Raw genomic sequence first — 22,992 nt, 5'->3', positions numbered from 1 at the left:
TCCCCCAGCCCGTGGGCTGGTTCCGGCGGCTTCCGCTGCGCTCCCGGCTCGCGATGCTGACAGCGGCGGCGGTGGCGTTCGCGGTGGCCGTGGTCTCGGTCATCTGCTGGTTCCTGGTGCAGGGAAAACTGTACGAGGAGATCGACTCGAAGCTCTCCGGACAGATCTTCAACCAGACCGTCAGCCCCACCACGCTGCGCAACAACCTGAGCGACTGCCGCGCACCGGAGATGCCCGGCAACTTCGGCGAGCAGACGTCCCCGTACTACGCGCAGCTCGTCCAGTCGGACGGCACCACCTGTGTACGCAGCGGCGCCGGCACCATCAAGGTCACCGCCGCCGACCGGGCCCTGGCGAAGTCCAGGTCCGGCAGGTTCGACAAGTACCGGGACGGCACGGACTCCCGGGGTCGCGCCGTACGGGTCGTGACGGCGCACGTGCTCCTGGACCCGGGCACCCCCTACCCGGACATCGTGCAGATGGTCGCGTATCCGCTGGCGGACACCCAGAAGACCCTCAACGAACTGGCCCTGCTCCTCCTGGGGGTGTCGGGTGCCGGGGTACTCGGAGCGGGCGCGGCGGGGCTGTGGATCGCACGGGCCGGTCTCAAGCCCGTCGACGAACTCACCGAGGCCGTCGAGCACGTGGCCCGTACGGAGGACCTCACCGTCCGTATCCCCGTGGAGGGCGAGGACGAGATCGCCCGGCTCTCCCGGTCCTTCAACTCGATGACCGCGGCGCTGGGCGACTCCCGCGACCGTCAGGCGCAGCTGATCGCGGACGCCGGGCACGAGCTGCGCACTCCGCTCACCTCGCTCCGCACCAACGTCGAGCTGCTCGCCCGCAGCGAGGAGACCGGCCGCCCCATCCCGCCCGACGACCGCAGGGCGCTGATGGCGTCGGTCAAGGCGCAGATGACCGAACTGGCGGCGCTCATCGGTGACCTGCAGGAGCTGTCGCGGTCCGAGGCCACCCATCCGGCGGAGTCCCTGGGCGTCGTCGCCCTGCACGACATCGCGGCGGCCGCACTCGGCCGGGCACGGCTGCGGGGCCCGGAGCTGACCTTCACCGCCGACCTCCGGCCCTGGTACGTACAGGCGGAGCCGGCCGCCCTGGAGCGGGCCGTGATCAACGTCCTGGACAACGCGGTGAAGTTCAGCCCGCCCGCCGGAGCCGTCGAAGTCGCCCTGCGGGGAGGCCGCCTCACGGTACGGGACCACGGGCCGGGCATCCCGGCGGACGACCTCCCCCACGTCTTCGAGCGCTTCTGGCGCTCCTCGTCGGCCCGCTCGCTCCCCGGCTCGGGGCTCGGCCTGTCCATCGTCGCCCGTACGGTGCAGCAGTCCGGCGGCGACATCGCGCTCACCCCCGCACCGGGCGGTGGCACGGAGGCCGTCATCCGGATCCCGGGCGCCGCGACGCCACCACCGGATTCGCCCCCCTCGCACGAGGCGTGAGCCGCCCGGCCCCGCCGCCCGGCCGGGGCGGGGCGCGTTCTCAGCCCTGCTTGCCCAGGTGCAGTCCCGAGCCCGCGAGATCCGCCCTGATCCCCTGCTTCTCCACCACCACATGGCGCAGCCGTATGTCGCCGGGGGCCTTGGGCAGCTTGAAGGAGAGCGAGAACTGGCTGGAGAGCTGCGGCGGGCGCAGGCTCATCACAGCGGAGATCAGCTTGGGGTCGATCCCGGCCTTCTGCAGCAGCCAGGGGTGGGCGATGATCTCGTCGACCAGGTTGACCTGCATCAGCTGATGGGCGAAGCGCGGGGTGCCGGTCAGCCGGTGCAGCTCGTCGTCACTGTGCAGCGCCTGCTGTACGCGCTTCTGCGGCACTCCGATGCGGTCGACCACGGACGGCACCGAGAGCAGCGCCCTGATGTGGTTCTTCTCGCGGGCGATCCGGGCGGCCGCCTCGGGGGCGAGCCGCAGCCCGGAGTGGGCGCGGTCCTTGCCCGGCGTGTACGTCGCGATGCCGGGCACCTCGACCTTCATGTGGTCGACCGTCGTGGAGACAGCCTGGCCGCCGTCCCGCTGAACGTGTGCCTGGGCCTGGACGCGTACCTGTGTGCCCGCCACCGGAAGCCCGCCGCGGACGTTGACCGAGTCGTGTCCGTCGTCGGTGAACTTGACCTGCGAGGCTCCGAGTTCGCGGTTCATGTCCGCGAAGGAGAGGAAGACGTCACCGTCCATCGAGCCGACCACGGCGCCCTTGATGGAGCTGGGCAGGTCGCCGTTGATCCGGATGTCCTTGGCGGTGGCGCGCACCTCCGCGAGTGAGACCCGGTCGGCCGCGACGTCGGGGACCGACACGTCGACCCGGTCGAGGTGCTTGTCGAGGACCTGGGTGAGGAAGGGGAAGCCGTGGATGTCGACCTCGGGTCTGGTCACCAGGTGCAGTGACTGCTGGAGCTTCTCGGCGGCCTTGTTCTGGGCATACAGCTCGGCGAACCGGTCGGCGAGGAAGAGGAAGCCGGTGCACACCAGAGCGGCTATGGCGACCTTCACCACGGTGGAAACGGCGGCGAAGCGGCTCCGGGCACGGTGGTTGGGCGGCGACCAGGCGTCCTCGGCCGATGCGTCGTCGCCTGCGTCTGCTTCGCCGGGGTCGGGCTTCAGCCCAAGGCCGAGGGGGTCGCGCTCGTCGTCACCGCGGCCGTCGGCTCCGCCGCCGTAACGGCCCTGGTCATGGGCGTACAGCTGGTCCTGACCGTACGGCTGGTCATGGCCGTACGGCTCGAAGCCGGGCTCCGGGTCGCTGAGTTGTGCGAGCTCGTCGTAGGGATTGGGCCGATGCGAAGGTATGCGTGTGGGGGGTCGCATCGGCTCATCCCACCATGTGTGCGCCCCCCGAACGCAAGTCGTACCCGGGGTAGCCCCTGGTTTCATGCCATTTGTCGAGCACTGCGCAGGGCCGGGGACATCCGCACCGGGCCGCACCGCGGGTCGGCGGGCGCGAACGGTCCGTCGCGGGGCCGTCCAGGGGAAGGCGCGGCGGCGTACGGCTCACCTCAGCACCAACACTCCTGTCGTCTGATATGAAATGTCCCACTTGTCGCCCGCTCGCTTCCGGAGATGGCGACCGAATGGCATCGCCGCGTTCGAACCCCGCGCCACACGGCGCCTGACACGACAGTCGAGGGAAACCATGGGCCGGACACTCACACGTCGGGCGACAGCGGCTCTGGCCGGAGCGATCGTCATCGCCTCGACGGTACTGCCGTCGGCCCAAGCCGGACCGCCGACCAGGGACGCGCGAGCGTCCGTGACCGTGGCGGAGAAGCGGTCCGCTTCACCGATGCCGCGCCCGCCCCAGCTCCCCCGGGACTTTCACGGGAAGGGCAGGTGGGTCGTCCGGGACCTGGACATCACGGTCCCGTTCACCTGGGCGGGGAGAGACGGCGACAGCCAGATGGTCGCGGGCGGCCCGCAGTACCCCATCTGGTTCACCAACCTGATCTACCACGGCACGCTCTACACCCTGACCTACAAGTGGCCCGGCCTGACCGAACATCCGTGTTCAAGGATCCCGGGCTTCGACCTAGACCAGTTGAACCAGGCGCTGCGGGGCGCACGGTTCGTGGGGCGGGAGATCCTGCAGGGCAGCCCGGACCGGCACGTGAACCACTGGAGGGCCGGCGTCGTCCTGCCGAAGAAGCCTCCGGGGAAATTCCTGCGCTTCCCTCTCGCGCTGGGCGACGTCTATGTCGATCAGGACAATCGGAGCACGTTCTGGCAGGTGCTGCAGTTCGGCGTCCAGAACCTCTACGACCCCGAGCTGGACGAGTGGCTGGTGATGGACACATTCGGGCACCGACCCGGCAGGGTCACGCTCCCCCGGCGCTGCTCTGCGGCATCGAACGGGCCGACGCCGCATCGCGCGGCATAGCGGCACAACGGCACACGCCGCAACAGCGGTACGCGCAGTGAGCGGGGCCGTCCGGAAGGTGTCCGGACGGCCCCGCGTCATGGCGTGGTGCGGTGCGTCAGAGGCGACGGTGGCTCTGGTAGTAGCCGCCGACCTGCTCGTGGTAACCCGCGTCCCCGACATGCTTGTCCTTGTCGAACTCGGGCGAGTTCTTGATCTGGTCCTTGGTGAGGTCGACAATGATCTTCCGCTCGGCTTCGTCGATCGCACGCACCGTGCCGGCCGGCAGCAGTACGTGCTTGCCGAAGATCCATACACCGGTGTCGACCACCAGGTAAGCGGAGTTGACGTCGTCCGAGTGCTTGTCGACCTTGCCGATGCTGCCGTCGGTCGCCTCGACCTTGTATCCGGTCAGGTCCGTTCCCGCCGTGTGGCCGGTGGTCGGCTGGTAGCCCCAGATGCTGTCGGTCATATACGACTCCCTCAGTTGATCTCGTGCGCAGCTGACTCGTGCATTCACTGCGCCGCCCCGCCGGAACGGCCGGGCACAAGCGGCATCCGCCCCTTTCGGGCGATGCGCTCCGGACCATCGAGTGCCCTGGCCCGTCGGCCCCACACATGTCCTGGCCGACCGGCCGCGCGGACCCGTCCACCGCGAAGGGGCGTCACCGCACACGCACCGGCAGAGCGCCGGAGGCGGCGCGCTCCGCAGCCCCTGCCCCCGCAGCCCTATCCCTGGCGCGCGGGGAGGGCGCGGCGGGCCACGGTGATGGTGACGGCGACGATCGTGGCGAAGACCGGGCCGGTGGCGATATGGACGATGCCCAGGACGAGCGGTTCGTCGTCGCGGTAGTAGATGACCTGAAGGGCGGCGTTGGCGACGTTGACGGCTACGCACACCCACGTCGCGTTGCGGTGGATGCGGCGCAGCCTGGGCACAGTGCGCCAGTCCGGCGGCCCCCCACTGACACGGTTGAGGAGAAGGCCGGTGAGAGGACGCCCGGCGAGAATGCTGCCCAGGCAGACAGCGATCACGGCGAACGGAATCAGGGCCGGGAGGAGGAAGAAGCCCCGGGCCTCGCCGGTGACGGCTGCGACGGTCGCGCACACGCCGACGATGACCAGGCCGGCAAGGGCCTGCCGCAGCTTCTGGCGGGACAGCAGACGCCACGCGAAGGCGGCGACAGCGGTGGCGCCGGCCGCGATCAGCCCCGTGTCCAGCGAGTCCACCGCGTTCGCCACGAGGAAAGCGGCCGTGGGTGCCGCCGTGACGACAGTGGCCGAGAGCCTGGAGGCCCAGCCGTTCTTCCCGGGATTCCGGCGCGCGCTACGTCCGGGCGGCTCGGTGCTCCGAGGGTCCGTGGTGAGTTCCATGCATCGATCGTTACATATGAAACGGTATCTAGCAAAGCCATCTTGGATGCTACTGTTTTACGTATGCCACATTCCTTGCCCGCCGCACACGGCTCCAGAGCAACCGACCGCCCCGGAGACCGCTCGGCGTTCGCCCTCGGCCTGGTGCTGCGACGGGCGCACGACCGAGCTGTCTCCGCGCTGATGGGGGCGCTGCGGCCCTTGGGCCTGGAGACACGCCATTTCGCGGTGCTCATCGCGCTCAGCAGCGGGGGTCCGATGAGCCAGCAGGCACTGGTCGATGCGACCGGCAGCGACCGGGCCACGATGGTGCGTGTCATAGACGACCTGCAGCGCGACAACGCGGTGACCCGCGCATCCCAGCCGGGGGACCGGCGCGTGCGGATCATCGAGCTCACCGAGCACGGCGCGTCCCTCTTCGACCGGGCACACCTGAACGCCGGCGCCCTCATCGACGCTCTGGTCAGCCACCTGGGCCCGGACGAGCCGGAGCAGCTCATCGGCCTGCTGACCCGGTTCGCCCATCCCGACGCGGCCTGATCCCACTCACCACACAGGAGTCTCCTCATGCGCGTTCTGATCGCCGGCGCCGGCCTCGGCGGGCTGTGTCTGGCCCAAGGACTGCACCACGCCGGTTTCGCCGTCACCGTTCTGGAGCGCCGCAGCGCCTCCGGCGAGCAGCCGGCCACGTACGGCATCCACCTCAACGCCGACGGCATGAGCGCCTTGCGCGACTGCCTGCCGGAGAAGCCCTGGCAACGGCTTCTCGATTCCTCGGCCCTGGCACCGGACAAGATCCGCTTCCACGACCAGGACCTCAGGCCCCTCGCCGTACGCGACAACGAGGCACACGGTGATACCGGACCGGACCTGCGCCGGCGGGCGGTCAGCCGGGACGCCCTGCGCGAAGCCCTGCTGACCGGGCTGCCGGACGGCACAGTTCTGTGGAACAAGCAGGTGAACGGCTACACCGAAACCACCGAAGGCATCCGGGTCCACTGCGCGGACGGCAGCACACACAGCGGTGACCTGCTCGTGGCGGCCGACGGCAGCAACTCCCGCCTGCGCGGCATGCGGCTGCCGGGCCTGGAGCGCCAGGACCTCGGCATCGTCAACGTATCCGGACGCGTCACCCTGACCGAACCATTGCTCGCCCAGCTGCCCGCCGCACTCACCGACGGCTCGGTGAACAACGTGGTGCCCTCCGGCCCCGGCTGGCTGTTCATGTCCACCTGGGACGCGCCCGCCTCCGGCCGCTACCTCGTATGGGCCTGGGCGGAGAGCCGGGACACCTACCCCGCCGACCCGACAGCCATGGGGCGGGCCGCGCTGCGCGACCACGTCGCCCAACGCACCGCGCGCTGGGCACCGGGCCTGCACCGCCTGGTCACCAGCACCGGTACGGACACCATCGCCGCCATCCCGCTGCGCACCATGCCCGCTCTCGAACCGTGGCAGCCCAGCGCCGTCACACTGCTGGGAGACGCCATCCACAATATGACCCCCATGGCGGGCATCGGAGCCAACACCGCCTTGCGCGACGCCGACGAACTGCGCCGCGCACTGGTCGCCGGCGGCCCGCTCACCGACCGGGTCGCCACCTACGAGGGGGCCATGCGCGGCTACGCGAACGAAGCCCTCGCCCTGTCCACCCGCAATGCCCGCAGCGCCGCCACCACCGGACGGCTGCCACGCGCCGCCTTCCGCACCGTGCTGCGCGCCGCGGAGGCCGTACCCGCGGTCAAGCGCCGCATCTTCCCCGCTCCACCGCCCCGGCACTGACCCGGATCAGCCGCCCGCCGGACGGCCTCCGCCGCTCAGTTCGCGACCGCGGCGGTGCGGGTGGCGGAGGCCAGCCAGGAGTGGCCGTCGGCCTGGGGCCCCGGCATGTGGGCGGGGTGGACCGTGCGGCCGAAGGAGGCGGCGACGTCGGCCAGTTCACGTACGGCGGGCTCCCACCCGTGCCGGTGGAGCCAGGCCGCCGGATCGGCGGGCCCCGACTTCCACAGCCGGGTGAGGCCGGGGCTGATCCGGTCAGTGGCTGCGCGCAGCGAGGGACCGACCTCGAAGTGGTCGAAGGCCAGGACGCTTCCGGGAGCGCTGAGTCCGCTCAGCCCAGCCAGAAGGCGGTCCGACGCGCTCTCGTCCAGGGCATACAGGAGGCCCTCGACGAGCCAGACCGATGGGCGGTCCACCCGGAATCCGGCCTCGCACAGGGCCGGGGCCCAGTCGTCCCGCAGATCGACTCCCACCGGCCTCCTGGAGCAGGCGAGTTGAACCTGACGCTCGCCCATCACCCGGTCCTTGAACCTCAGCACCGGCTCCTGCTCGACCTCGAACAGCACGGTGCCTTCGGGCCAGGCCAGGCGCCAGGGCCGGCTGTCCATACCGGAGGCCACGAGGACGACCTGCCCGCACCCCGTGGCCGCCGCCGAGAGAAGCAGATCGTCGAAGTAGCGGCCGCGCACCACGGCCTGAGGCCGCATCACTGCGGCGAAGTCCCGGCCGTCGGGGTGCGGTTCCAGCGGCATTCCGGCCGCCTCCAGGAAGAACTCCGCGTAGGGATCGGTGAACGGGCCCCCTGCTTCACGGTGTTCCGCCGCACGCAGCGCCGCAACCGCGAACGCGGTCCGCCCGATGGCATCGATCCCGGAAACGTCCATAGCCATGAACCACCTCACAGGTCAGCCGCGCGGCGGGCGAACACGACACGACCGCCCCGCTCGCAGTCCGCAGCGCACCGAATTCCATTACGACCGCGACGGTATCATTCAATACCTTCTAGCGGCGCAGGTATGCGCGCCCACACGTCACACGGAGGGGAACACGCCGGAACCGGGCCGGACAGCGAGCCCGGCGGCCGGGCAGCAGAGGCCCGCACCGCCCACGCCCCGTCAGCGGACGGGGGCTCCGGGCGCATCCGGCACATCAGCGGTGGGACCGGACGGATAGGCGAACCGGGTGAGCAGGTCGATCAACTGCTCGGACTCACCGGGCTGGAGCGCATCGACCAACTGCCCGGCCAGCGGCACCGCCGCCTCGTGCGCCGCGTCGAAGAGCTCCACGCCCTGCGGCGTGATCTCCACGGCCCGCACCCGACGGTCGCCCGGAACGGCCTTACGAACGGCCAGCCCCTTGCGCTCCAGGTCGTCCACCACCCGCATGATTCCGGCCTTGTCCGAGCCGGCCGCCTCCGCCAGATCCCGCTGCACCGTACGGCCGCGGTCGACCAGCACGATCAACACGGCGAAGTGCCGCAACTCGATACCGAGCGGCCGCAGCGCCTCCACGTACACACTGACGGCACGCAAGTGTGCGCGGCGCAGCAGCAGCCCGAGCGCAAAGGGCGAGGTGTCCCCGGGGCGGTCGGTCGCCCGGGAATTGACTTTCTGGCCAGGAAGATCTGCGGTCACAGTGCGACAATAACAGATATTGAATCAATCGATACCATCTCGGGTGAAATTAAAAGCGTCCGCCACACCGGCAGCAGCCCCACCGGAGTCGCAAGGATTCCTCAATGTTCACCACCACGGTCACCCCCCGCCCTACCGAGACCTCCCGCACCATGCCGGGAGACGACCTCGTCCCCCGGCCGGACACCGTCATGAACCGTGCCTTCACCCTGCCCGCACCACCCGGCACCGTCTGGCCGTGGTTCAACCAGCTGGGCAGGAACCGCGCCGGCTGGTACCTGCCCGCCCGGCTGGAACGAGCCGTCCCGCGTCGGCGACGCGCACTGCGCCACATCGAACCCGCGCTCCAGCAACTCCGGGCCGGCGACATCATCGACGACTGGGGAGGACGGCAGGCCACCTTCGAGATCGTCACCCACGAAGCCCCGCACACCCTGGTGCACCGCTCGACCCGCGGTCGGCTCCACATCAGCTGGGCCATCACCCTCACACCGGAGGAACCCGGCACGACCCGGGTGCACCTGCGATTCCGCATCAGCGGAGTCGGGCACCGCCGCCTGGCCGAATACGGAGGCGGCCTCATCGACCTGCTCACCGTCGCCGCACTCGCGGCGGGCATACGCGAACGCCTGACCGCGGCGGACCGCTGAAGGGCGGGAAAAGGCAGCCGGAAAATGATGCGGTGACCACACCGGGGGTTTGCATATGAATTCCACGGAAAGGCGGATTACCGACACTGTTTTCCACCGAGCGAGGACGTGAGCGACTGTGACTGCCGATGAGAAGGCTCAGGCCAAGGGCGAGCAGGTCAAGGGCAAGGTCAAGAAGGTCGCCGGTGACGCGGTGGGCAACGAGTCGCTCCAGGCCGAAGGCCGCGCCGAGGAGACCAAGGGTGACGCGCGCAAGGCCAAGGAAGCGATCAAGGACGTGTTCAAGGAGAAGTAGCGCGCTGGGGCGTCCGCACCCCTGCCGCTTCCGCCCCGCCCCCGCGGCCTCCGCCGCTTCGGTTGCTTCCGCAACTCCTGTACGCCGGTCCCGGCAGTCTTCAGGCTGCCGGGACCACGGCTGTCCGGGTGGTTCCGGACAAGGCGCCGCCCGCACGCATACGGAGCGGGATCATGGGCATTCGGTGGGTAACCACCCGAGAAGGGCTTCTTCCATGTTGACCCCTGATCCGCAGGTCCTGCGGACGCTCCTGGCCCGTTACGCGACGGCCCGTATCGCTCTGCTCGAACAGGACACCGCCGCCGGCCGGCGCGCGCTCGAAGACGTCACCTACACCCTGTGTGTGGCGACCTCCACCCGCTCCGTCAACGACGCCATCCTGGCCGCCGATTACGTCCTCGGAGCCGCCCGGTCCCCCGGCGACGCGGCGGACGCCGTTCTGCCCTCACTCGACCGTTCACTTCCTGCCTGATCGGCAACGGCCGGATGCCGCCGGCGGACGCCACGGCATCCGGCGACGGCGTCCCCGCGACGGGATCAGCGGGCGAAACCGGCGAGCGCATCGCGCAGCGACGCGTGAGTGTCGAAGGCGGACTCCGTACCGGTGATGCTCAGGCGCCTGCGGAAGCTGTCACAGATGGGCCCGACGAGCGCCAGCTCTCCGGAGAACCGGGCCTTCAGCAGCAGGCCGAGGAGGAGTTCGTCGCCGTAGGCGAGCGCGGACAGGTCGACGACGAGGGGGAGGCCGCTCTCGCCCGCCCGGGTGAAGGTCTCCTCGACCAGCGGATGAGTGAACAGGTCGGCGTCTCCCCTGAGAGTGATCACAAAGACGCGGGGGCTGCCGAGTTGGGTGGTGACCACATCCAGGCCGGGCTCACCCTCGGCAGTGTCATCCATCCGGCCAGCATGTCACCGATCGCCGCCACCACCCACCGCAGACGCCCGTCAGGCCCCCCGCCGGTCCGGCACGCGCAGAGCGAGCAGAGCGGTGTCGTCACTGGCCCAGTCGCCGGTGTGCTCGGCAAGTACCTGCCCGAGACGGTCCACGGTGCCGCGCGCGTCCAGGCCGTGGCAGTCGGCCAGCGCGGCGGCCAGTGCCCTCTCGTCGAACATGGCCCGTTGCGGCGACCCGGCCCGGCGCGCGGGGCGGGCCTCGGTGGCGCCGTCGGTGTACAGCAGCAAGGTGTCGCCAGGACCCAGCCGGAAGCGGACATCGGTCAGCTTCACTTCGGGGAACACGCCGAGCAGGCTCCCGCGCGCACCCACCTCCTGGACCCGGCCGCTCGCGCGCCGGATCAGTGCGGGCGGGTGCCCGGCGGTGCACAGACGTCCCGCGAGCCCCGCGGGCGTCGGGCGGAAGGTGGCGTAGACGGCCGTGAGGAATCGGCCGCCTCCCACGCGCTGTTCCAGGAGCGCGGAGTTCAGCTGGGTGAAGACCATGGCGGGCGAGAGGTGCTGAGTGGCCTCGGCGCGCAGGGTGTAGCGCGCCAGCGCTGTCACCTTGGCCGCTTCGGTGCCCTTGCCGCACACGTCGCCCATGACCGTGCACCACCAGGGCCCCTTCGCGTGGAAGAGGTCGTAGAAATCGCCGACCACCGTGGTCCCCCCGGCGGCGGGCAGGTAGGAAGCGGCGGCCTCCAGTCCGGGTACGGGACGGAGCGACGGGGGCAGCAGGCTGTTCTGGAGGCTCCTGGCGAGGTCGCGGGTGGTCTCCAGTGCGTCCTGCGCCACGACCAGCGCGTCCTCGGCACTGGACAGGGACGTCCGCAGATTGATCTCGTTGGCGACCGCGCGGGCCATCGTGGCGAGCGTGGCGAGCTCCGCAGGCTGCCAGTCGTGCGGGTTCTCGTCGATCACGCACATACTGCCCAGCACCTCGCCGCCGGGCCCGATGAGCGGATAGCCGGCCCAGGCCCCGATCTTCAGGGGCACTACCGAAGGGTGCTCCCTGGTCCGGGGGTCGGCCGCCGCGTCCCCGACGACGAAGGGCTCACCGGCCAGACCGACCAGGTAGTAGCAGAAGCTCTCGCGCACCGGGTTCTGCCGCGCCTCCACCCCCACGGCATCGACACCGACACACGCCTTCCAGAACGAACGCCGCTCGTCGACGAGAGTGATGAAGGCCCGCGAACAACCGGTCAGTGAGGCCGCGACCCCGGCCAGATCGTCGAACTCGCGCTCAGGACCGGTATCGAGAAGTCCCGTCGCCTTCACCGCTGCAAGGCGTACGGGATCGGAGAGCGCGGCCGGCAGGCCGTCCTCGCGCAGGCCACCCCTGAATTCCAGTTCAGCAGTCATACGCACCCCCTCGGGTCAGCCCGCCCCAGGCGGGGGCGCGGGCGGTCGCGTCAATTCGTACACGTAATCAGCGGCTCAGATTAGCCCAGCCGGACCAACCGGAGCCGGGGTCGGTAAAGCGGCGGCGGAGCGGGGCGGACGAGCGACGGAGAGTGAATACGCGAAGGAGGCAGCAGGAGGGCCGGAGGGAATTGAGATGCCCTCAGGGACATACAGGAGAGAAGTGCGGGCACACGACAATCCCGTACACCTGCTTCTGGGAGTGATCTTTCTGCCGATCTCCGCGCCGACCGCAACGATGGCCCCCGGGCCCATGTCCGAGCACGACGCAGGATCTCCGGCCGATACCTCCCGTTCCCGAACCGTCGTGGGCGCCGCCCTGCCCCGGATCAAGAACCCGGCGAAGGTCGCTCCGAAGGACGCCCGCGCGCTGGGCAGGACCTTCTTCGACCGGCTGAACGTCCTCGAAGAGGGAACCCCCGAGTACCAGTACGCCCGGAACACACTGATCGAGATGAACCTCTCGCTGGTGCGATTCGCCGCCTCGCGCTTCCGCAATCGCGGCAGCGGCGACATGGAGGACGTCGTCCAGGTCGGCACCATTGGCCTCATCAAGGCCATCGACCGCTTCGACCTCTCCCGCGAGGTCGAGTTCACCACGTTCGCGATCCCGTACATCGTGGGTGAGATCAAGCGGTTCTTCCGCGACACCACATGGGCCGTACACGTCCCGCGCCGCCTTCAGGAGCTGCGCGTCGATCTCGCGAAGGCGCAGGAGAGCCTGTCGGTCGACCTGGACAGGAAGCCCAGCGTCGCCGAACTCGCCGCACACCTGGGCCTCACCGAGGACGAGATCCTCGAAGGCATCATCGCGTCCAACGGCTACACCGCCGGCTCCCTCGACATGCCCCAGAACAACAGCCAGGACAGCGAAGGCTCCCACGGACACACCCGTAACTACGCCGAGGTCGTGGGCGGCTGCGATCCGGCCATGGAGCTCGTCGAGGACTTCCAGACCCTCGCGCCGCTCCTGCACACCCTCGATGACCGCGAGCGTACGATCCTGACGCTGCGATTCGGGTCGGAGCTTTCCCAGTCGGAGATCGGCAAGGAGCTGGGCCTCTCCCAGATGCATATCTCACGCCTGCTGAACCGCACGCTGGTCAAGCTCCGTACGGGCATGCTCTCCGAGAACTGACCTGCGCCGGCCGGGCCCGCAGCCCCGCCCCTGCGGCGCTCACCCCCCTTGCCGGAGGGCCTTGAACACCTGATCCGCTGCCCCGGGAAAACATCCCGGGGCAGCGGATCAGTTCCTTCTCCAGCGACCGCGACGCCGAACAGCAGCCTCAGTTGCTGCGGTCCTTGAAGTCACGTGTGCACTTGTCCTTCGCGGACTGTGAGTGCGCGTGCTGCACGCAGTCCGAGTAACTCTTGAACGAATCGGAGTTCAGGATGGAGACTCCGGCTATCAGAATCCCGGCGCCCCCGATGATCCCCAGCGCCGAAAGCACCGTGCCGATGATCGCCATGGCCCGCCTGGGGGCCCTTCCCGCCCGCGCCTTGCGGATTCCGACAATGCCCAGAATCAGACCGATCAGGCCGAGCAGGATTCCCCCGATCACGGTCCAGAAGAAGACGACGGCCAGGATCCCGAGCACCAGCGCGGCAACAGCGACGCCGTTGCTGGGCTGTACGTAGTTCGGATCCTGCCGGCCCTGCTGCCAGCCCTGCGAGGGATAACTGTCCGACGTTGCCATGTGACGACCTCCGTTGGGTAGAGCGGACTGTCCGTTCAAGGAGCCTGAACAGTAAGCCTGTTCAGAGCATTCGATACAGGAAGCCGACCGGCTCAGGAGGCCTTCGCCGAGATCTTCTTGGGGTCGACGACTTCGTCGGCAGGCGGCGCGGTGGCCTTCACGCGCTTGTTGTAGTCGGAGAAACTCACGGTGGACGGAGCTCCGCCCCCGCTCTGAACCGCCTTGAGGATGTACGGCTTGCCGTGCGTGGCGACGTACAGCGTGTTCGTCTCGCCCTTGCCGGACTTGTTCCGGAGGACGACGGCTTCCTGCCCGTCGACCTCGGCGGTGCCCTGCCGGGTCATGTTCTTCCGCTCGGACTTGTCCTGGTCCATGCCCGCCATGAAGGCCTGCTTGTTGCAGATGTTCTGCACGCTGCTGTCCTGGGCGGGCACCTTCACCCAGTGCCCCTGGAAGGCCTTGGCCGTCTTGTCGGCGTCGGCACCCGGCTGGGCCTTGGCGGCGGACTGCCAGTAGGGGCCGTTGCCCTTGAGGTAGATGACCTTGTGAGCCTGCACGATGTCGGCGCGGGCGTCCTTGGCCGTGATCCGCCCCGTGCAGGTACCGCTGTTGTCCACAGCGAAATCGAGGTCGGTGACCTTCCCCTGACCGGACATGTGCCCGCTCACCCGCAGCGAGTCGGCGGACTTCGTCGCCGCCACCCCCTTGTCCGCGATCTTGTCCGCGCTCATCCCCTTGAACGCGTCGGACGACGACGGACCATCACCGCCGGAACAGGCCGTCAGGCCCGCCGCTCCGAGCGCACACAGCGCGGCCACCGTCACGGTTCTGCGTACAACTGCCATGAGAAATACCCCCCTCGTCCCGTGGGCAGTGCCACGGTGCCTGGTGTCCCAGGCGATCGATGCTCCACCGGGTACCCCGAATATCCGCACATGCTCACGCCTGCTCTCCCCGGTCTCCCCGATGGCTGGTTCCGGGCGACGCAGCGATTCAGAACGGTCCGCACCCGGGTCGCGGAATCGGGAGCAGCAACCCGCCTTCGACAGAGAAATCCAGATACGGGCGTACGGTCCACTCGGTCCATCCGCGCTCGTGGCTCAGCGAGAACCCGCACGGCTCACCGCGGTGCAGCGCCCCCATCGCACCGACGCAGCCGCCACCGTCCACCCAGCTCAGTGCGCGGTGCCGCTCGACGTGAGGCAGCGTGCTCGCCAGCTCACGCACGTCGGCACGGATGCGGCGGACGGCATCAGCCGGGGCGCGAACCGCGTACCGCTCCGCATCCGCCGGATCGTCGGCGTCCAGCGTCCGGTACGTGATCCGTTCGCACCAAAAGGCCCGGTCGGGGTGCGCGGCACGCATGATGTGGCCTCCTGACGCTGCGTCGGCGCCGCCCCTGCCCACGCCGGCGTGACGAGCGGTGGGTGGGGGCGGCGCCTTTCTTCCCGCCTCAACCGGCGCAGGGTGAGGCGGGGTCGCATCGACGAACAGGGGCCCTGCCGAGGGCCACCTCCCCGGCGACGCATCACGAAGCTAGCGTTATATGTAATCGCGTATCAAGTGTTTGAACTCTAACGAGTGAGGACTCCCGCCCGCCGGTAGTACGCGACAAACGGGCGGCCCTCCACCTGCGCCGGTGGAGGGCCGCCCGAGGAACGAACGTGGCGACTTCACGCCAAGTCGTCGAACTCGCCTTCCTTGGCACCACCGAGGAAGGCACGGAGCTTGCTGCGGGACGTGTGGATGACCACGTCCGGGTTGTCGCTCTCACGGAGGAGGATCTCACCACCGTGGACGGCGAGTTCCAGGCAGTTGTCCCCGTCGGCATCTGCCGACTTGGACGACTTTCGCCATTTGATGTCCATACTTCTCACGCCTTCATACTTGTTGTGCGACCTCGCTGATGAAATCCCTTGAACTCTGGGGATCGAGCGACCGCCCCTCGGTCCGGTCAAGGACGGCTCGAAAATTCAGGAGACGCGTCTCGGCATCCACGAAACCTGAGCCCGTCGGGGTGTCCGTCTGCACGGTGTCGAGCTGCGGAACAGGGCCGTACACATAGTGCGTCGAACTACCGGCGTTCGGGAAGCCACCCACAGCGAACGGGATCACCCGCACCGTGACGTTGTCACGCTCGGACTCCTTCAAGATGTGGTCGAGCTGCCTGACCGCGACCTTGCGTCCGCCGTACTGCATCCGCAGAGCGGCTTCGTGAATCAGGAAAACGCAAGTGGGCGGAGACGGCCGGTCAAGTACGTCCCGCCGCCTCAGCCGATGCGACAGCCGACGGCGGAGGTTCGCCGGAGTCGGCGCAGGCAGGGCCTCCCCATATACCGCGCGTGCGTAGTCCTCGGTCTGGAGCAGGCCAGGCATGTGCATGATCTGGACGGCCCGGAAACCCAGCGCGTGATGCTCCAGCTCGGCCAGGTCGAGGGCGCCGACGGACAGCTCGCCCCGGTAGTCCTCCCACCATCCCTTCGTCCGGTCCTCGGCCATATCGGCCAGGGCGTCGACGTACGCCTGGTCGGGGCAGGCGTAGGAGTCGGCCCAGGTGCGTACTCGCGTGCCACTCACACCGAACCGGCCCGATTCGGTATTGCTGATGGTGGTGCGGTCCGTGCCGAGCAGAGACGCGGCCTCAGCGGGCGCAAAGCCGGCGCGCTCCCGCATCTTGCGCAGCTCGGCACCCAATCGGCGCTGCCGCGCCGTGGGCGGCTTCCTCGGTGGCATCGCACCCTCCCTGTGTCAGGTCCAGTGTGACCCGCATCCCTCGAAGGGGTCCACTTCCGTAAGAGTTTATCGAAGTAGATACAACAATTGATACCAAGGCGCTAACGTCGTCACCGCACGCCGGTAAGCCCGAAGTGCAGCCGTTTAGGGCGGTGTTCAAGCACGCCCCGACACGGCCATTGCCACGGACAACGACCGGCGCCCTCATTTCGGATCACATCCCACAGGGAGAAACGCCATGCCCCCCACTCGCACTCCGCGCCCCCCACAGGGAGGCGAGCTCTACCGCGCGACCCTGCCCAACACCGCCAACGCCCCGCGTATCGCGCGGGACTTCGTGTCATCCCTGCTCGCCGTCAGCCACCATCGCGACCTCGCCGACGACGCACGCCTCTGCGTCGCGGAGGTGGTGACCAACGCCCACCGCCACACCCGTACGCCCCTGATCCAGCTGTACGCGACCATCAACCGCAAACAGGTCACCGTCTCCGTCGCGGACAACGCGCCCTGGTTCCTGCCCGTACTCACCCACGCGCGGGCAGACGGTGAACTGGAGTGCGGGCGGGGGCTGTTACTGCTCGACCGGCTCGCGTCCGCCTGGGGCTGGACTCTCCTGGGCGGCTGCGCCCCTGACCGAAAGGCTGTCTGGTTCACGCTGAGCCGGGTCGGAATTCCCGGCGTTCATGTTCCGAGGTGACCGGGCCCGTATCGTCGAGTCGGCGGAGCACACGGACGGAACGGGACACGGAACGGAACACGTCGGGCGGGGGCGGGCATGAGCGGGTACGCGACTCTCGCCGGTACAGCCCTCGCGCCGGTCGTGATCTTCGCGCCCAGGCAGGGGCGGGGAAGAGCCAAGGTACTCGTCACGCTCGCCCTGCTGGTGACGGGTTTCCTCTCCCTGCTCATCGGTGACACGCCCGCAGTGCTGCTGTTCGCCGTGACGTCCCTCGCGGGCGGGCTGCTTCTGCTGACCGAGATGACCTTCGCCTCCCGCACGGCGCTCGGGGCCGCCTGGATCAGCTGCGGCGCCCTGATCGGTGTGCTCAACTTGTTCCACGGCGAAGTAGCGCGGTGGATAGCGGCCGAGCGGCTCTGGCTGGTGACCGCGGCGTTCCTCGCGGCGGTCGTCCTGTGGGGGCTGGCCCGGCGCACCGCGCTCACCGCGCAGGACCGGTACGGCGGGATGGGGGTGTGATCCGGTGGGGCATGCGCCGTCGACCGTCATGCAGTTGCTGCTGGTCGTCCTCGTGGTACTTCCAGGCATCACCTACCAGTTGCTCCGCGAACGCCGACGCGGCCCCGTGCCCGGTGAACGCGACCTCGGGGAAAGGGTGTTGCGAGCCGTGGGGGCCTCACTCCTCCTCGACGCGCTGTACCTGATCATCGCCGGCCCCCAACTGGTCCGTGTCGTGAAGGCGTCCGTGTCGGGCGGCCTGGACGGGTTCAGCCATCAGCCCAGGCTCGCGGCCCTGCTGGGCCTCGTGCTGCTGATCGGGGTACCGGCGGCGGCTGCGGCAGCGGTGTCCTGGTGGGAACGCAGGCGGCGGCCCGCCGCCCGTTACAGCGGCACGCCCACGGCGTGGGACCGGATGTTCCAGGACCGGGGCTCCTGCTTCGTACGGATGCGGATGCGGGACGGGGCCTGGGTCGGCGGCTGGTACGGATCCCGCTCCTTCGTGACCGCCTATCCCCAGCCCCCTGAGGTCTACCTGGAGTCGGCGTGGCTGATGCGCCCCGACGGCAGCTTCATCCGCCCGGTCGCGGGCAGCGCCGGCCTGCACGTCCGCGCGGAAGAGACCGACCTGCTCGAACTGCTCCTTCCACCCCCCGTCCCCGTCCCCGTCCCCGTCCGGGACACGGAGCCCGGCGAACCGGGCGCCCAGCCCTCGCCCCCGCACACCCACGGCCCGCCGACCAATCCCAGGGACCCGTCATGAAGAAACCGCGCAGGACCCAGCCCGAACCGACGCCCGCCGAACTGGCCCTGCAGGTATCACCGGAGGACTTCAGGAGCGGCTACATGCCGCACGACGGGATCCCCGAACCCGCGCAGGGCCCCTCCGAGCCGGCCGCCGCTTCGGCTGCCCCCAGTACCCCGGTGAGAGAGACCCCGGAGGCCGCGGCCGACGAATGATCAGGGCCCGAAGTGCACATGGCTCGCCCAGAGTCCGGGCAGATTCGGGTACAGATCACGGGCGTTCAGCGTCGCCCGGTGCACGGCCCTGGCCGATGCCCTGCCGCCACCGTCCTTCGCGAGCTGCCGGTAGACATCGGTGGCGAAGGTCTGGGCGAAACGGTCGGCGACAGGCCAGAGGGTGGCGATCACCTGGGAGAACCCCGCGAGCTGGAAGGACGAGGCGAGGTGGATCGCTTCGTCCGCGTGGCGGAGACCCGTCTGCGCGGAACCGCAGGCGGCCAGATAGGCGAGTTCGAGACGGCCCAGATCGAGCCCGGAGACATCCGCGACGGTCAACGGGTGCAGCCGGTGGTCGTGAAGCAGCAGCCGCCCCCGCGACGGCGTCTCCCGGTCGGTCACGGCATGGCAGGCGAAATGCGCCCAGGTGTGGCGCGGCAGCTCCTCCACGATCCGCTCCCTCGTCGCCCCCTCGTCGGCCAGGACCAGCGAACCGGGGAACAGCTCCCGCACCGCCTCGGCCTCGGCTCCGGCCTGCGGCAACGGTCCGGCGCCCGGTGTCCGCGACATCGCGACGACCAGGGGGTTCGGCGGGGCGGCCGGTTCCCGCCGCGCGCGGGCGGCGGTGAGCGCCCGGACGGTCGGGGCGTACGACGGGACGGCCCGGTCCAGCAGCGAGCGGGATCCGGTGCGGACGCCGGGGCCGTAGTGCCCGGCGGCATGAACCGGCAGCAGGGCCAACGGCCCTGTGGGCACCCACCAGATGCGGGGCAAGGCCTTTCCAGGGGCCGGGACGCGCAGATCGAGGCAGTCCGCCACCGGCTCGACGAGGGCGTCCCAGAGCCAGGCCAGGACCTGATGGACAGGTTTTTGCCGGGCCGGATCGAGGATGCGTTCCGGGCTCAGCGCGTCGAGCATCTTCCGGGTCTGCCGAGTGGCTTCGTGCGGCCGGACATCGAGCGGGACCGTGCGGATCCGGCCCGCATCCAGGATGATCGCGTCCGAGCGGAGCTCGCTGACATTGAGGAACACGACGGGCCCCTGGTCCCCCTGGCCCGACATCGGATCGGGTGGCAGCGCGCCGCCGAATCCGGCGAATCCGTCCTGCGCCCGGATCTCCGCCAGCAGCTCCTCCCAGCGCGTACTGCGCGCACGTCTGACGGCACGCTGCCGGTCCTCGTCGACCCGGGTGGCAGCCGGGCTGTCCGCGGCGATGCCTGTCGGTGTGGCGGGCGGCCCGTCGAGGGCCTCGCGCAGTTCCTCGAACTCTGCGGCCATCGACGGGTGTCCGGCCCGCAGTGCGGTGAGGTCCGTCCGTACGTCGAGCGCCCGTGACAGAAGCACTCCGCGCCCTTGCTCCAGCAAGGTCACCGCCTTCTCCGGGTCTCCTGCCGCGAGGGCGCACGCGGCGGCGTCCACCGCGATGCCGGTCCAGCGCCCGAGCCGGAACTCCTGGTCTCCCCGGCGCAGTTCGCGGGCGGCGAGCTGCGGCAGCAGCCCGATCACATTCTCGAAGGACCGCACGGCCTGCGCGTAGCGGCCGGCTCCGGCCGCCATGTCGCTCCCGGCCAGCCCTGCCCTGACGCGGGTCGGCAGATCGGCCGTGGGGTGAAGGGCCGCCTCGTTGAGCGCGGTGAGCGCCCGGTCGATGTCCGCCGCGTACTGATGCCGGTCGTGCCGGTAGCGGCAGTGCAGGGCGAGGGCGAGACCGAGCTGATAGCCCGCCCGTTCCGGGGCGTCGGCGCGAACCGCGCCCGCGGCCCGGTGAGCCAGCCCGATCGCTTCGTCCAGATCGGCCGTCGGGGCGCGGAGGTCGTACAGGCGTGGACCGGCGTCCTGGAGCCCCCTGGTGCGCTCCTGTTCACGGCGTACCAGCTCCCAGCGGGTGCGCAGTGCCAGGGCGAGATTGTTCTGGCACAGCTCGAAGGCCCCCCGGCCCGGGGTGGTCCGCGCCAGGGCCGAGCGTCCGGCCTCGACAGCCGCCGCCAGGTCGGCCGTACTGCCGGTCGACTCGCCCCGCCGGGACAGGAGGTAGCAGAGGCCGGCCAGGTCCACCGCGCGTTCGTAGCCACGGCGCCGGGCGACCGCCATGGCCCCGCTCAGCTGTGTGACCGCGCGATCGAGGTACCGCGTGTCCTGAGTACGCTCGTACTGACTGTGCAGCACGGCCGCGAACTCGGCTGCGCAGAGCGGGAAGTGCACACTCGTTTCCCGGATCAGCGGGACCGCCTCCCCGCCCAGCTCCGCCGCTTCGTCCAGATCGGCCACGGCGCCGAGATGGTCGTACCGCAGGCGAAGACACCCGCTCAGCAGGGACAACAGCCGGCCGCGTCGCCCACGCCGCCACCCGCCCCGGGGCAGCGCCATGGCTACGGCCCGCCGCCCGGCGGTGACCGCCTCGTCCAGGTCTGTCACCCGGCGCGTCCGCTCGTAGCGCAGTCGCAACCCCCTGATCAGGGCGATGACATGACCGGCGTGCCTGGGGTCGCCCACCGTCTCCCCCGCGGCGCTCCTCAGCTCCTCGACCGACCGGTCCAGCGCGGCCACATCGCCCTGCCGCAGATAGCGGCGCAGCAGCCCCGCCGCCGTCGCCGACCGTTCTGCGGCGCTGTCGGGGGCGTACGCCGGGTCGGTGCGCTGCCGCCGTCTCTGGTCGGCGAGGCCCAGCAGACGGCCGAGACCGGCCGCTGTCAGCGCGGAGCCGCCGATGGCGGTGAACCACGGGGAGTGAGCGCCTCCCGGCCCGCCGACCGGTCCCGACATCAGCGCCCAGAGCAGCAGGCCGACACCGAACCCCAGCGTGCGGTACCTGACGAGGAACGGCAGGCGCACGTTGCTTCCCCAGAAGAGGAAGGCGAGGAGCGCGCCGGACACACCCACCGCTTCCTGCCACAACGCCACGGGTCAGACCGGCCGGGGCGTGCGGACTTCGTCCCGGGCCGCCAGGGCGGAGCGGAGGGCCGCCTCATGACCGGACGTCGCGTCGTGCAGAGCCGAGTAGAGCAGGACGCCTTCGTGCGCCAGCTTCCGCACCTCGGCGTCACGGTCCAGTCCGACGCAGCTGGGCAGCACCCCACGGCGGTACTTTCTCCGGAACTGGAGGAACCCCTCGCGCGCGCCGCTTCCGACCGGCCACGCCCCCCTCCTGTTCCTGTCGGCGACGCCCGGATGCCGCCACATCAGCCGCGCGAGCGTCAGCCGCGCCTCCGCGGCCCCTGCGATCCTGACCTCCGCCGTCAGCGGCCCGTCCCCGATGAGATCGAACGCGGCGGCGGCGCCCGGCACGCCGCGCAGCGCGGCCCCGGCCAGCTCCGGATCGCCGCAAGCGGGATCCGCCAGGTGCGAGGCGACCAGAGCGACCCGGGCGTGGTTCATCGCATGGAGCGGCGTCCGCACCCCCTCGATCACCGGCACCGCCTCCCGTGCCGCGGTGCCCACGGCGTGGAAAGCCCGGATGCTCTCCGCCGATCCCACCGAAGTCCACCGCATGAGCTGGATGTAGAGGAGCAGATGGCTGACACCTCGCTGATAGGACAGACCCGCCTGAACCGGCCGCCCCGTCCTCACGTAATTGCGCGCCTCCTCCCAGCAGGAGAGCCCGGCCTGGAGCCGCTCGTCCGCCCGGCCCACTAAAGGTTTCCGGACTGCACACGGGCGAGGGTGTTCTCCGCGCGCCGCGCGTCCGCCGCGTACTCCGGCGCGCACCGGCACAGCGCTCGGTAGAGGCGGGCGCTCTCGACGGCCAACTGCCGCATCTCGGCGTTCTCGTCCAGGCCGGCGCAACTGGGCGACACCGCCTGCAAATACGGCTCCACCGCGTGAAACCCACGCTGCCAGGGACCGGGGCCGACCGGCCAGCCCGCCCTCTTCCTCGCCTTGACCTCCGGGTACTTCCGCAGCAGCTCCGAGAGGAGCGAGCGGGCCTCGGCGCCTCCTGCGACCCGGAGGGCGGGCGCGAGGAGCGGCCCCCGTTCCCGACCCACGACGAGCTGGTGGACCGGCGCGGCGCGGGAAGCATCCAGCACGTCCCGGACGCGCCGGGGGTCGCCCGCTGCCGGGTCGCCCAAGTGGGAGGCGACGAGGGCCATCCGGCCGTACTCCAGCGCCTTTCGTCCCGCGCCGGCCCTGTCGAGTTGGTGTGTCATCTCCCGGGCCATGGCGCCGAAGGCGTAATAGACGGCCGCGGTGTCGGAGGAATGCGACGATCTGCGGTATCCGAGAAATCTGGTCAGCCCGCGGCGGTAGGCGCTGATCGCTTTGATCGGGCGTCCGGCGGCTTCGTGCGCGCGCGCCTCGTCCCAGGCGGCCAGTGCGGCCCGTACGAGCGTCTCGGCGTCGAACACCCTCTCCCCGTCCTTCCACCCCATCGGTACCTTCGGCCCTGATGCGCCAACTGAGGGGAGCAGCAGCTCATTTCAACCTTGCAGCACGCCGGAGAGAACCGGCAACCACATTGGGGAAAGCCGCGGGGAC

The 22,992-nt window shown here is 70.0% G+C and carries 27 protein-coding genes; 12 read left to right on the top strand and 15 right to left on the bottom strand.

The window, feature by feature from the left end; translation table 11 throughout:
* Positions 1–53: 53 nt before the first annotated feature.
* Positions 54–1,457 (top strand): sensor histidine kinase, encoded by a 1,404-nt coding sequence (locus tag OG584_RS18690; RefSeq protein ID WP_405784137.1) that lies wholly within the window; start codon positions 54–56, stop codon positions 1,455–1,457.
* A gap of 40 nt (positions 1,458–1,497) precedes the next feature.
* On the opposite strand, the gene OG584_RS18685 is transcribed toward OG584_RS18690, so the two are convergent.
* Complete coding sequence (locus tag OG584_RS18685; protein ID WP_405779267.1) at positions 1,498–2,817, bottom strand: DUF2993 domain-containing protein; 1,320 nt, start codon at positions 2,815–2,817, stop codon at positions 1,498–1,500.
* 325 nt (positions 2,818–3,142) lie between these two features.
* Here OG584_RS18685 and OG584_RS18680 point away from each other — a divergent pair, with 325 nt between their 5' ends.
* Positions 3,143–3,883, top strand: a complete 741-nt coding sequence (locus tag OG584_RS18680) for a hypothetical protein (protein ID WP_405779265.1) — start codon at positions 3,143–3,145, stop codon at positions 3,881–3,883.
* 97 nt (positions 3,884–3,980) lie between these two features.
* Here the strand turns inward: OG584_RS18680 and OG584_RS18675 are convergent, their stop codons facing one another.
* Complete coding sequence (locus OG584_RS18675) at positions 3,981–4,334, bottom strand: PRC-barrel domain-containing protein (protein ID WP_405779263.1); 354 nt, start codon at positions 4,332–4,334, stop codon at positions 3,981–3,983.
* 257 nt (positions 4,335–4,591) lie between these two features.
* Positions 4,592–5,236, bottom strand: coding sequence for a DUF3159 domain-containing protein (locus OG584_RS18670; protein ID WP_405779261.1), 645 nt, complete (start codon positions 5,234–5,236; stop codon positions 4,592–4,594).
* Between the two features lie 63 nt (positions 5,237–5,299).
* On the opposite strand from OG584_RS18670, the gene OG584_RS18665 reads away from it, so the two are divergent.
* Positions 5,300–5,776: a MarR family winged helix-turn-helix transcriptional regulator gene (locus tag OG584_RS18665; protein ID WP_405779259.1), complete on the top strand. Its 477-nt coding sequence runs from the start codon at positions 5,300–5,302 to the stop codon at positions 5,774–5,776.
* 27 nt (positions 5,777–5,803) lie between these two features.
* A complete protein-coding gene (locus OG584_RS18660; RefSeq protein ID WP_405779257.1) occupies positions 5,804–7,018 on the top strand; it encodes an FAD-dependent oxidoreductase in 1,215 nt (404 codons plus the stop codon).
* 35 nt (positions 7,019–7,053) lie between these two features.
* Here the strand turns inward: OG584_RS18660 and OG584_RS18655 are convergent, their stop codons facing one another.
* Both OG584_RS18655 and OG584_RS18650 read right to left on the bottom strand, forming a co-directional pair.
* On the bottom strand, positions 7,054–7,905 hold the full coding sequence (locus OG584_RS18655; RefSeq protein ID WP_405779255.1) for an SAM-dependent methyltransferase: 852 nt from the start codon (positions 7,903–7,905) through the stop codon (positions 7,054–7,056).
* Positions 7,906–8,130: 225 nt separating this feature from the next.
* A complete protein-coding gene (locus OG584_RS18650) occupies positions 8,131–8,649 on the bottom strand; it encodes a MarR family winged helix-turn-helix transcriptional regulator (RefSeq protein ID WP_405779253.1) in 519 nt (172 codons plus the stop codon).
* Between the two features lie 104 nt (positions 8,650–8,753).
* Between OG584_RS18650 and OG584_RS18645 the strand changes: the two genes are divergently transcribed.
* The 3 genes from OG584_RS18645 to OG584_RS18635 all read left to right on the top strand — a co-directional run bounded on the left by OG584_RS18645 (position 8,754) and on the right by OG584_RS18635 (position 10,066).
* Positions 8,754–9,299: a hypothetical protein gene (locus tag OG584_RS18645; protein WP_405779252.1), complete on the top strand. Its 546-nt coding sequence runs from the start codon at positions 8,754–8,756 to the stop codon at positions 9,297–9,299.
* 118 nt (positions 9,300–9,417) lie between these two features.
* The gene (locus OG584_RS18640; protein WP_405779250.1) at positions 9,418–9,594 is read left to right on the top strand and encodes a CsbD family protein; all 177 of its coding nucleotides are present in this window, start codon (positions 9,418–9,420) and stop codon (positions 9,592–9,594) included.
* A gap of 214 nt (positions 9,595–9,808) precedes the next feature.
* Positions 9,809–10,066 (top strand): DUF5133 domain-containing protein, encoded by a 258-nt coding sequence (locus OG584_RS18635; RefSeq protein WP_405779249.1) that lies wholly within the window; start codon positions 9,809–9,811, stop codon positions 10,064–10,066.
* Between the two features lie 65 nt (positions 10,067–10,131).
* Here the strand turns inward: OG584_RS18635 and OG584_RS18630 are convergent, their stop codons facing one another.
* Both OG584_RS18630 and OG584_RS18625 read right to left on the bottom strand, forming a co-directional pair.
* Complete coding sequence (locus tag OG584_RS18630) at positions 10,132–10,491, bottom strand: anti-sigma factor antagonist (protein WP_405779247.1); 360 nt, start codon at positions 10,489–10,491, stop codon at positions 10,132–10,134.
* 48 nt (positions 10,492–10,539) lie between these two features.
* A complete protein-coding gene (locus OG584_RS18625) occupies positions 10,540–11,892 on the bottom strand; it encodes a PP2C family protein-serine/threonine phosphatase (RefSeq protein WP_405779245.1) in 1,353 nt (450 codons plus the stop codon).
* A 313-nt stretch (positions 11,893–12,205) separates the two neighbouring features.
* Here OG584_RS18625 and OG584_RS18620 point away from each other — a divergent pair, with 313 nt between their 5' ends.
* Positions 12,206–13,090: an RNA polymerase sigma factor SigF gene (locus OG584_RS18620; RefSeq protein WP_405779243.1), complete on the top strand. Its 885-nt coding sequence runs from the start codon at positions 12,206–12,208 to the stop codon at positions 13,088–13,090.
* Positions 13,091–13,238: 148 nt separating this feature from the next.
* Here the strand turns inward: OG584_RS18620 and OG584_RS18615 are convergent, their stop codons facing one another.
* The 5 genes from OG584_RS18615 to OG584_RS18595 form a co-directional block, all read right to left on the bottom strand.
* Entirely contained in the window at positions 13,239–13,649 is a 411-nt protein-coding gene (locus tag OG584_RS18615; RefSeq protein WP_405779241.1) for a DUF4190 domain-containing protein, read from the bottom strand.
* 92 nt (positions 13,650–13,741) lie between these two features.
* Positions 13,742–14,494 carry a hypothetical protein gene (locus tag OG584_RS18610; protein ID WP_405779240.1) on the bottom strand — a complete coding sequence of 251 codons (753 nt, stop codon included), beginning with the start codon at positions 14,492–14,494 and terminating at the stop codon, positions 13,742–13,744.
* A 148-nt stretch (positions 14,495–14,642) separates the two neighbouring features.
* Positions 14,643–15,014, bottom strand: coding sequence for a hypothetical protein (locus OG584_RS18605; RefSeq protein ID WP_405779239.1), 372 nt, complete (start codon positions 15,012–15,014; stop codon positions 14,643–14,645).
* Positions 15,015–15,322: 308 nt separating this feature from the next.
* Entirely contained in the window at positions 15,323–15,517 is a 195-nt protein-coding gene (locus tag OG584_RS18600) for a DUF397 domain-containing protein (RefSeq protein WP_405779237.1), read from the bottom strand.
* A 13-nt stretch (positions 15,518–15,530) separates the two neighbouring features.
* Positions 15,531–16,382 carry a helix-turn-helix domain-containing protein gene (locus OG584_RS18595; RefSeq protein WP_405779235.1) on the bottom strand — a complete coding sequence of 284 codons (852 nt, stop codon included), beginning with the start codon at positions 16,380–16,382 and terminating at the stop codon, positions 15,531–15,533.
* A 238-nt stretch (positions 16,383–16,620) separates the two neighbouring features.
* Between OG584_RS18595 and OG584_RS18590 the strand changes: the two genes are divergently transcribed.
* The 4 genes from OG584_RS18590 (at position 16,621) to OG584_RS18575 (ending at position 18,519) form a co-directional block, all read left to right on the top strand.
* On the top strand, positions 16,621–17,079 hold the full coding sequence (locus OG584_RS18590) for an ATP-binding protein (protein WP_405779233.1): 459 nt from the start codon (positions 16,621–16,623) through the stop codon (positions 17,077–17,079).
* A 78-nt stretch (positions 17,080–17,157) separates the two neighbouring features.
* A complete protein-coding gene (locus OG584_RS18585; RefSeq protein WP_405779232.1) occupies positions 17,158–17,580 on the top strand; it encodes a hypothetical protein in 423 nt (140 codons plus the stop codon).
* Between the two features lie 4 nt (positions 17,581–17,584).
* Positions 17,585–18,322, top strand: coding sequence for a DUF6338 family protein (locus OG584_RS18580; protein ID WP_405779230.1), 738 nt, complete (start codon positions 17,585–17,587; stop codon positions 18,320–18,322).
* Positions 18,319–18,519: a hypothetical protein gene (locus tag OG584_RS18575; RefSeq protein WP_405779228.1), complete on the top strand. Its 201-nt coding sequence runs from the start codon at positions 18,319–18,321 to the stop codon at positions 18,517–18,519. Before OG584_RS18580 ends, OG584_RS18575 begins: the two co-directional genes overlap by 4 nt.
* On the opposite strand, the gene OG584_RS18570 is transcribed toward OG584_RS18575, so the two are convergent.
* The 3 genes from OG584_RS18570 to OG584_RS18560 are packed head-to-tail and all read right to left on the bottom strand — an operon-like array spanning position 18,520 to position 22,886.
* The gene (locus tag OG584_RS18570) at positions 18,520–21,393 is read right to left on the bottom strand and encodes a CHAT domain-containing protein (RefSeq protein ID WP_405779227.1); all 2,874 of its coding nucleotides are present in this window, start codon (positions 21,391–21,393) and stop codon (positions 18,520–18,522) included.
* A 30-nt stretch (positions 21,394–21,423) separates the two neighbouring features.
* On the bottom strand, positions 21,424–22,149 hold the full coding sequence (locus tag OG584_RS18565; RefSeq protein WP_405779225.1) for a hypothetical protein: 726 nt from the start codon (positions 22,147–22,149) through the stop codon (positions 21,424–21,426).
* Positions 22,149–22,886: a hypothetical protein gene (locus tag OG584_RS18560; protein WP_405779223.1), complete on the bottom strand. Its 738-nt coding sequence runs from the start codon at positions 22,884–22,886 to the stop codon at positions 22,149–22,151. Before OG584_RS18560 ends, OG584_RS18565 begins: the two co-directional genes overlap by 1 nt.
* Between the last annotated feature and the right edge of the window lie 106 nt (positions 22,887–22,992).

This window comes from Streptomyces sp. NBC_00859 (genome assembly GCF_045161865.1).
Lineage (GTDB): Bacteria > Actinomycetota > Actinomycetes > Streptomycetales > Streptomycetaceae > Streptomyces.
This window is presented reverse-complemented; position numbering and strand designations above follow the sequence as displayed.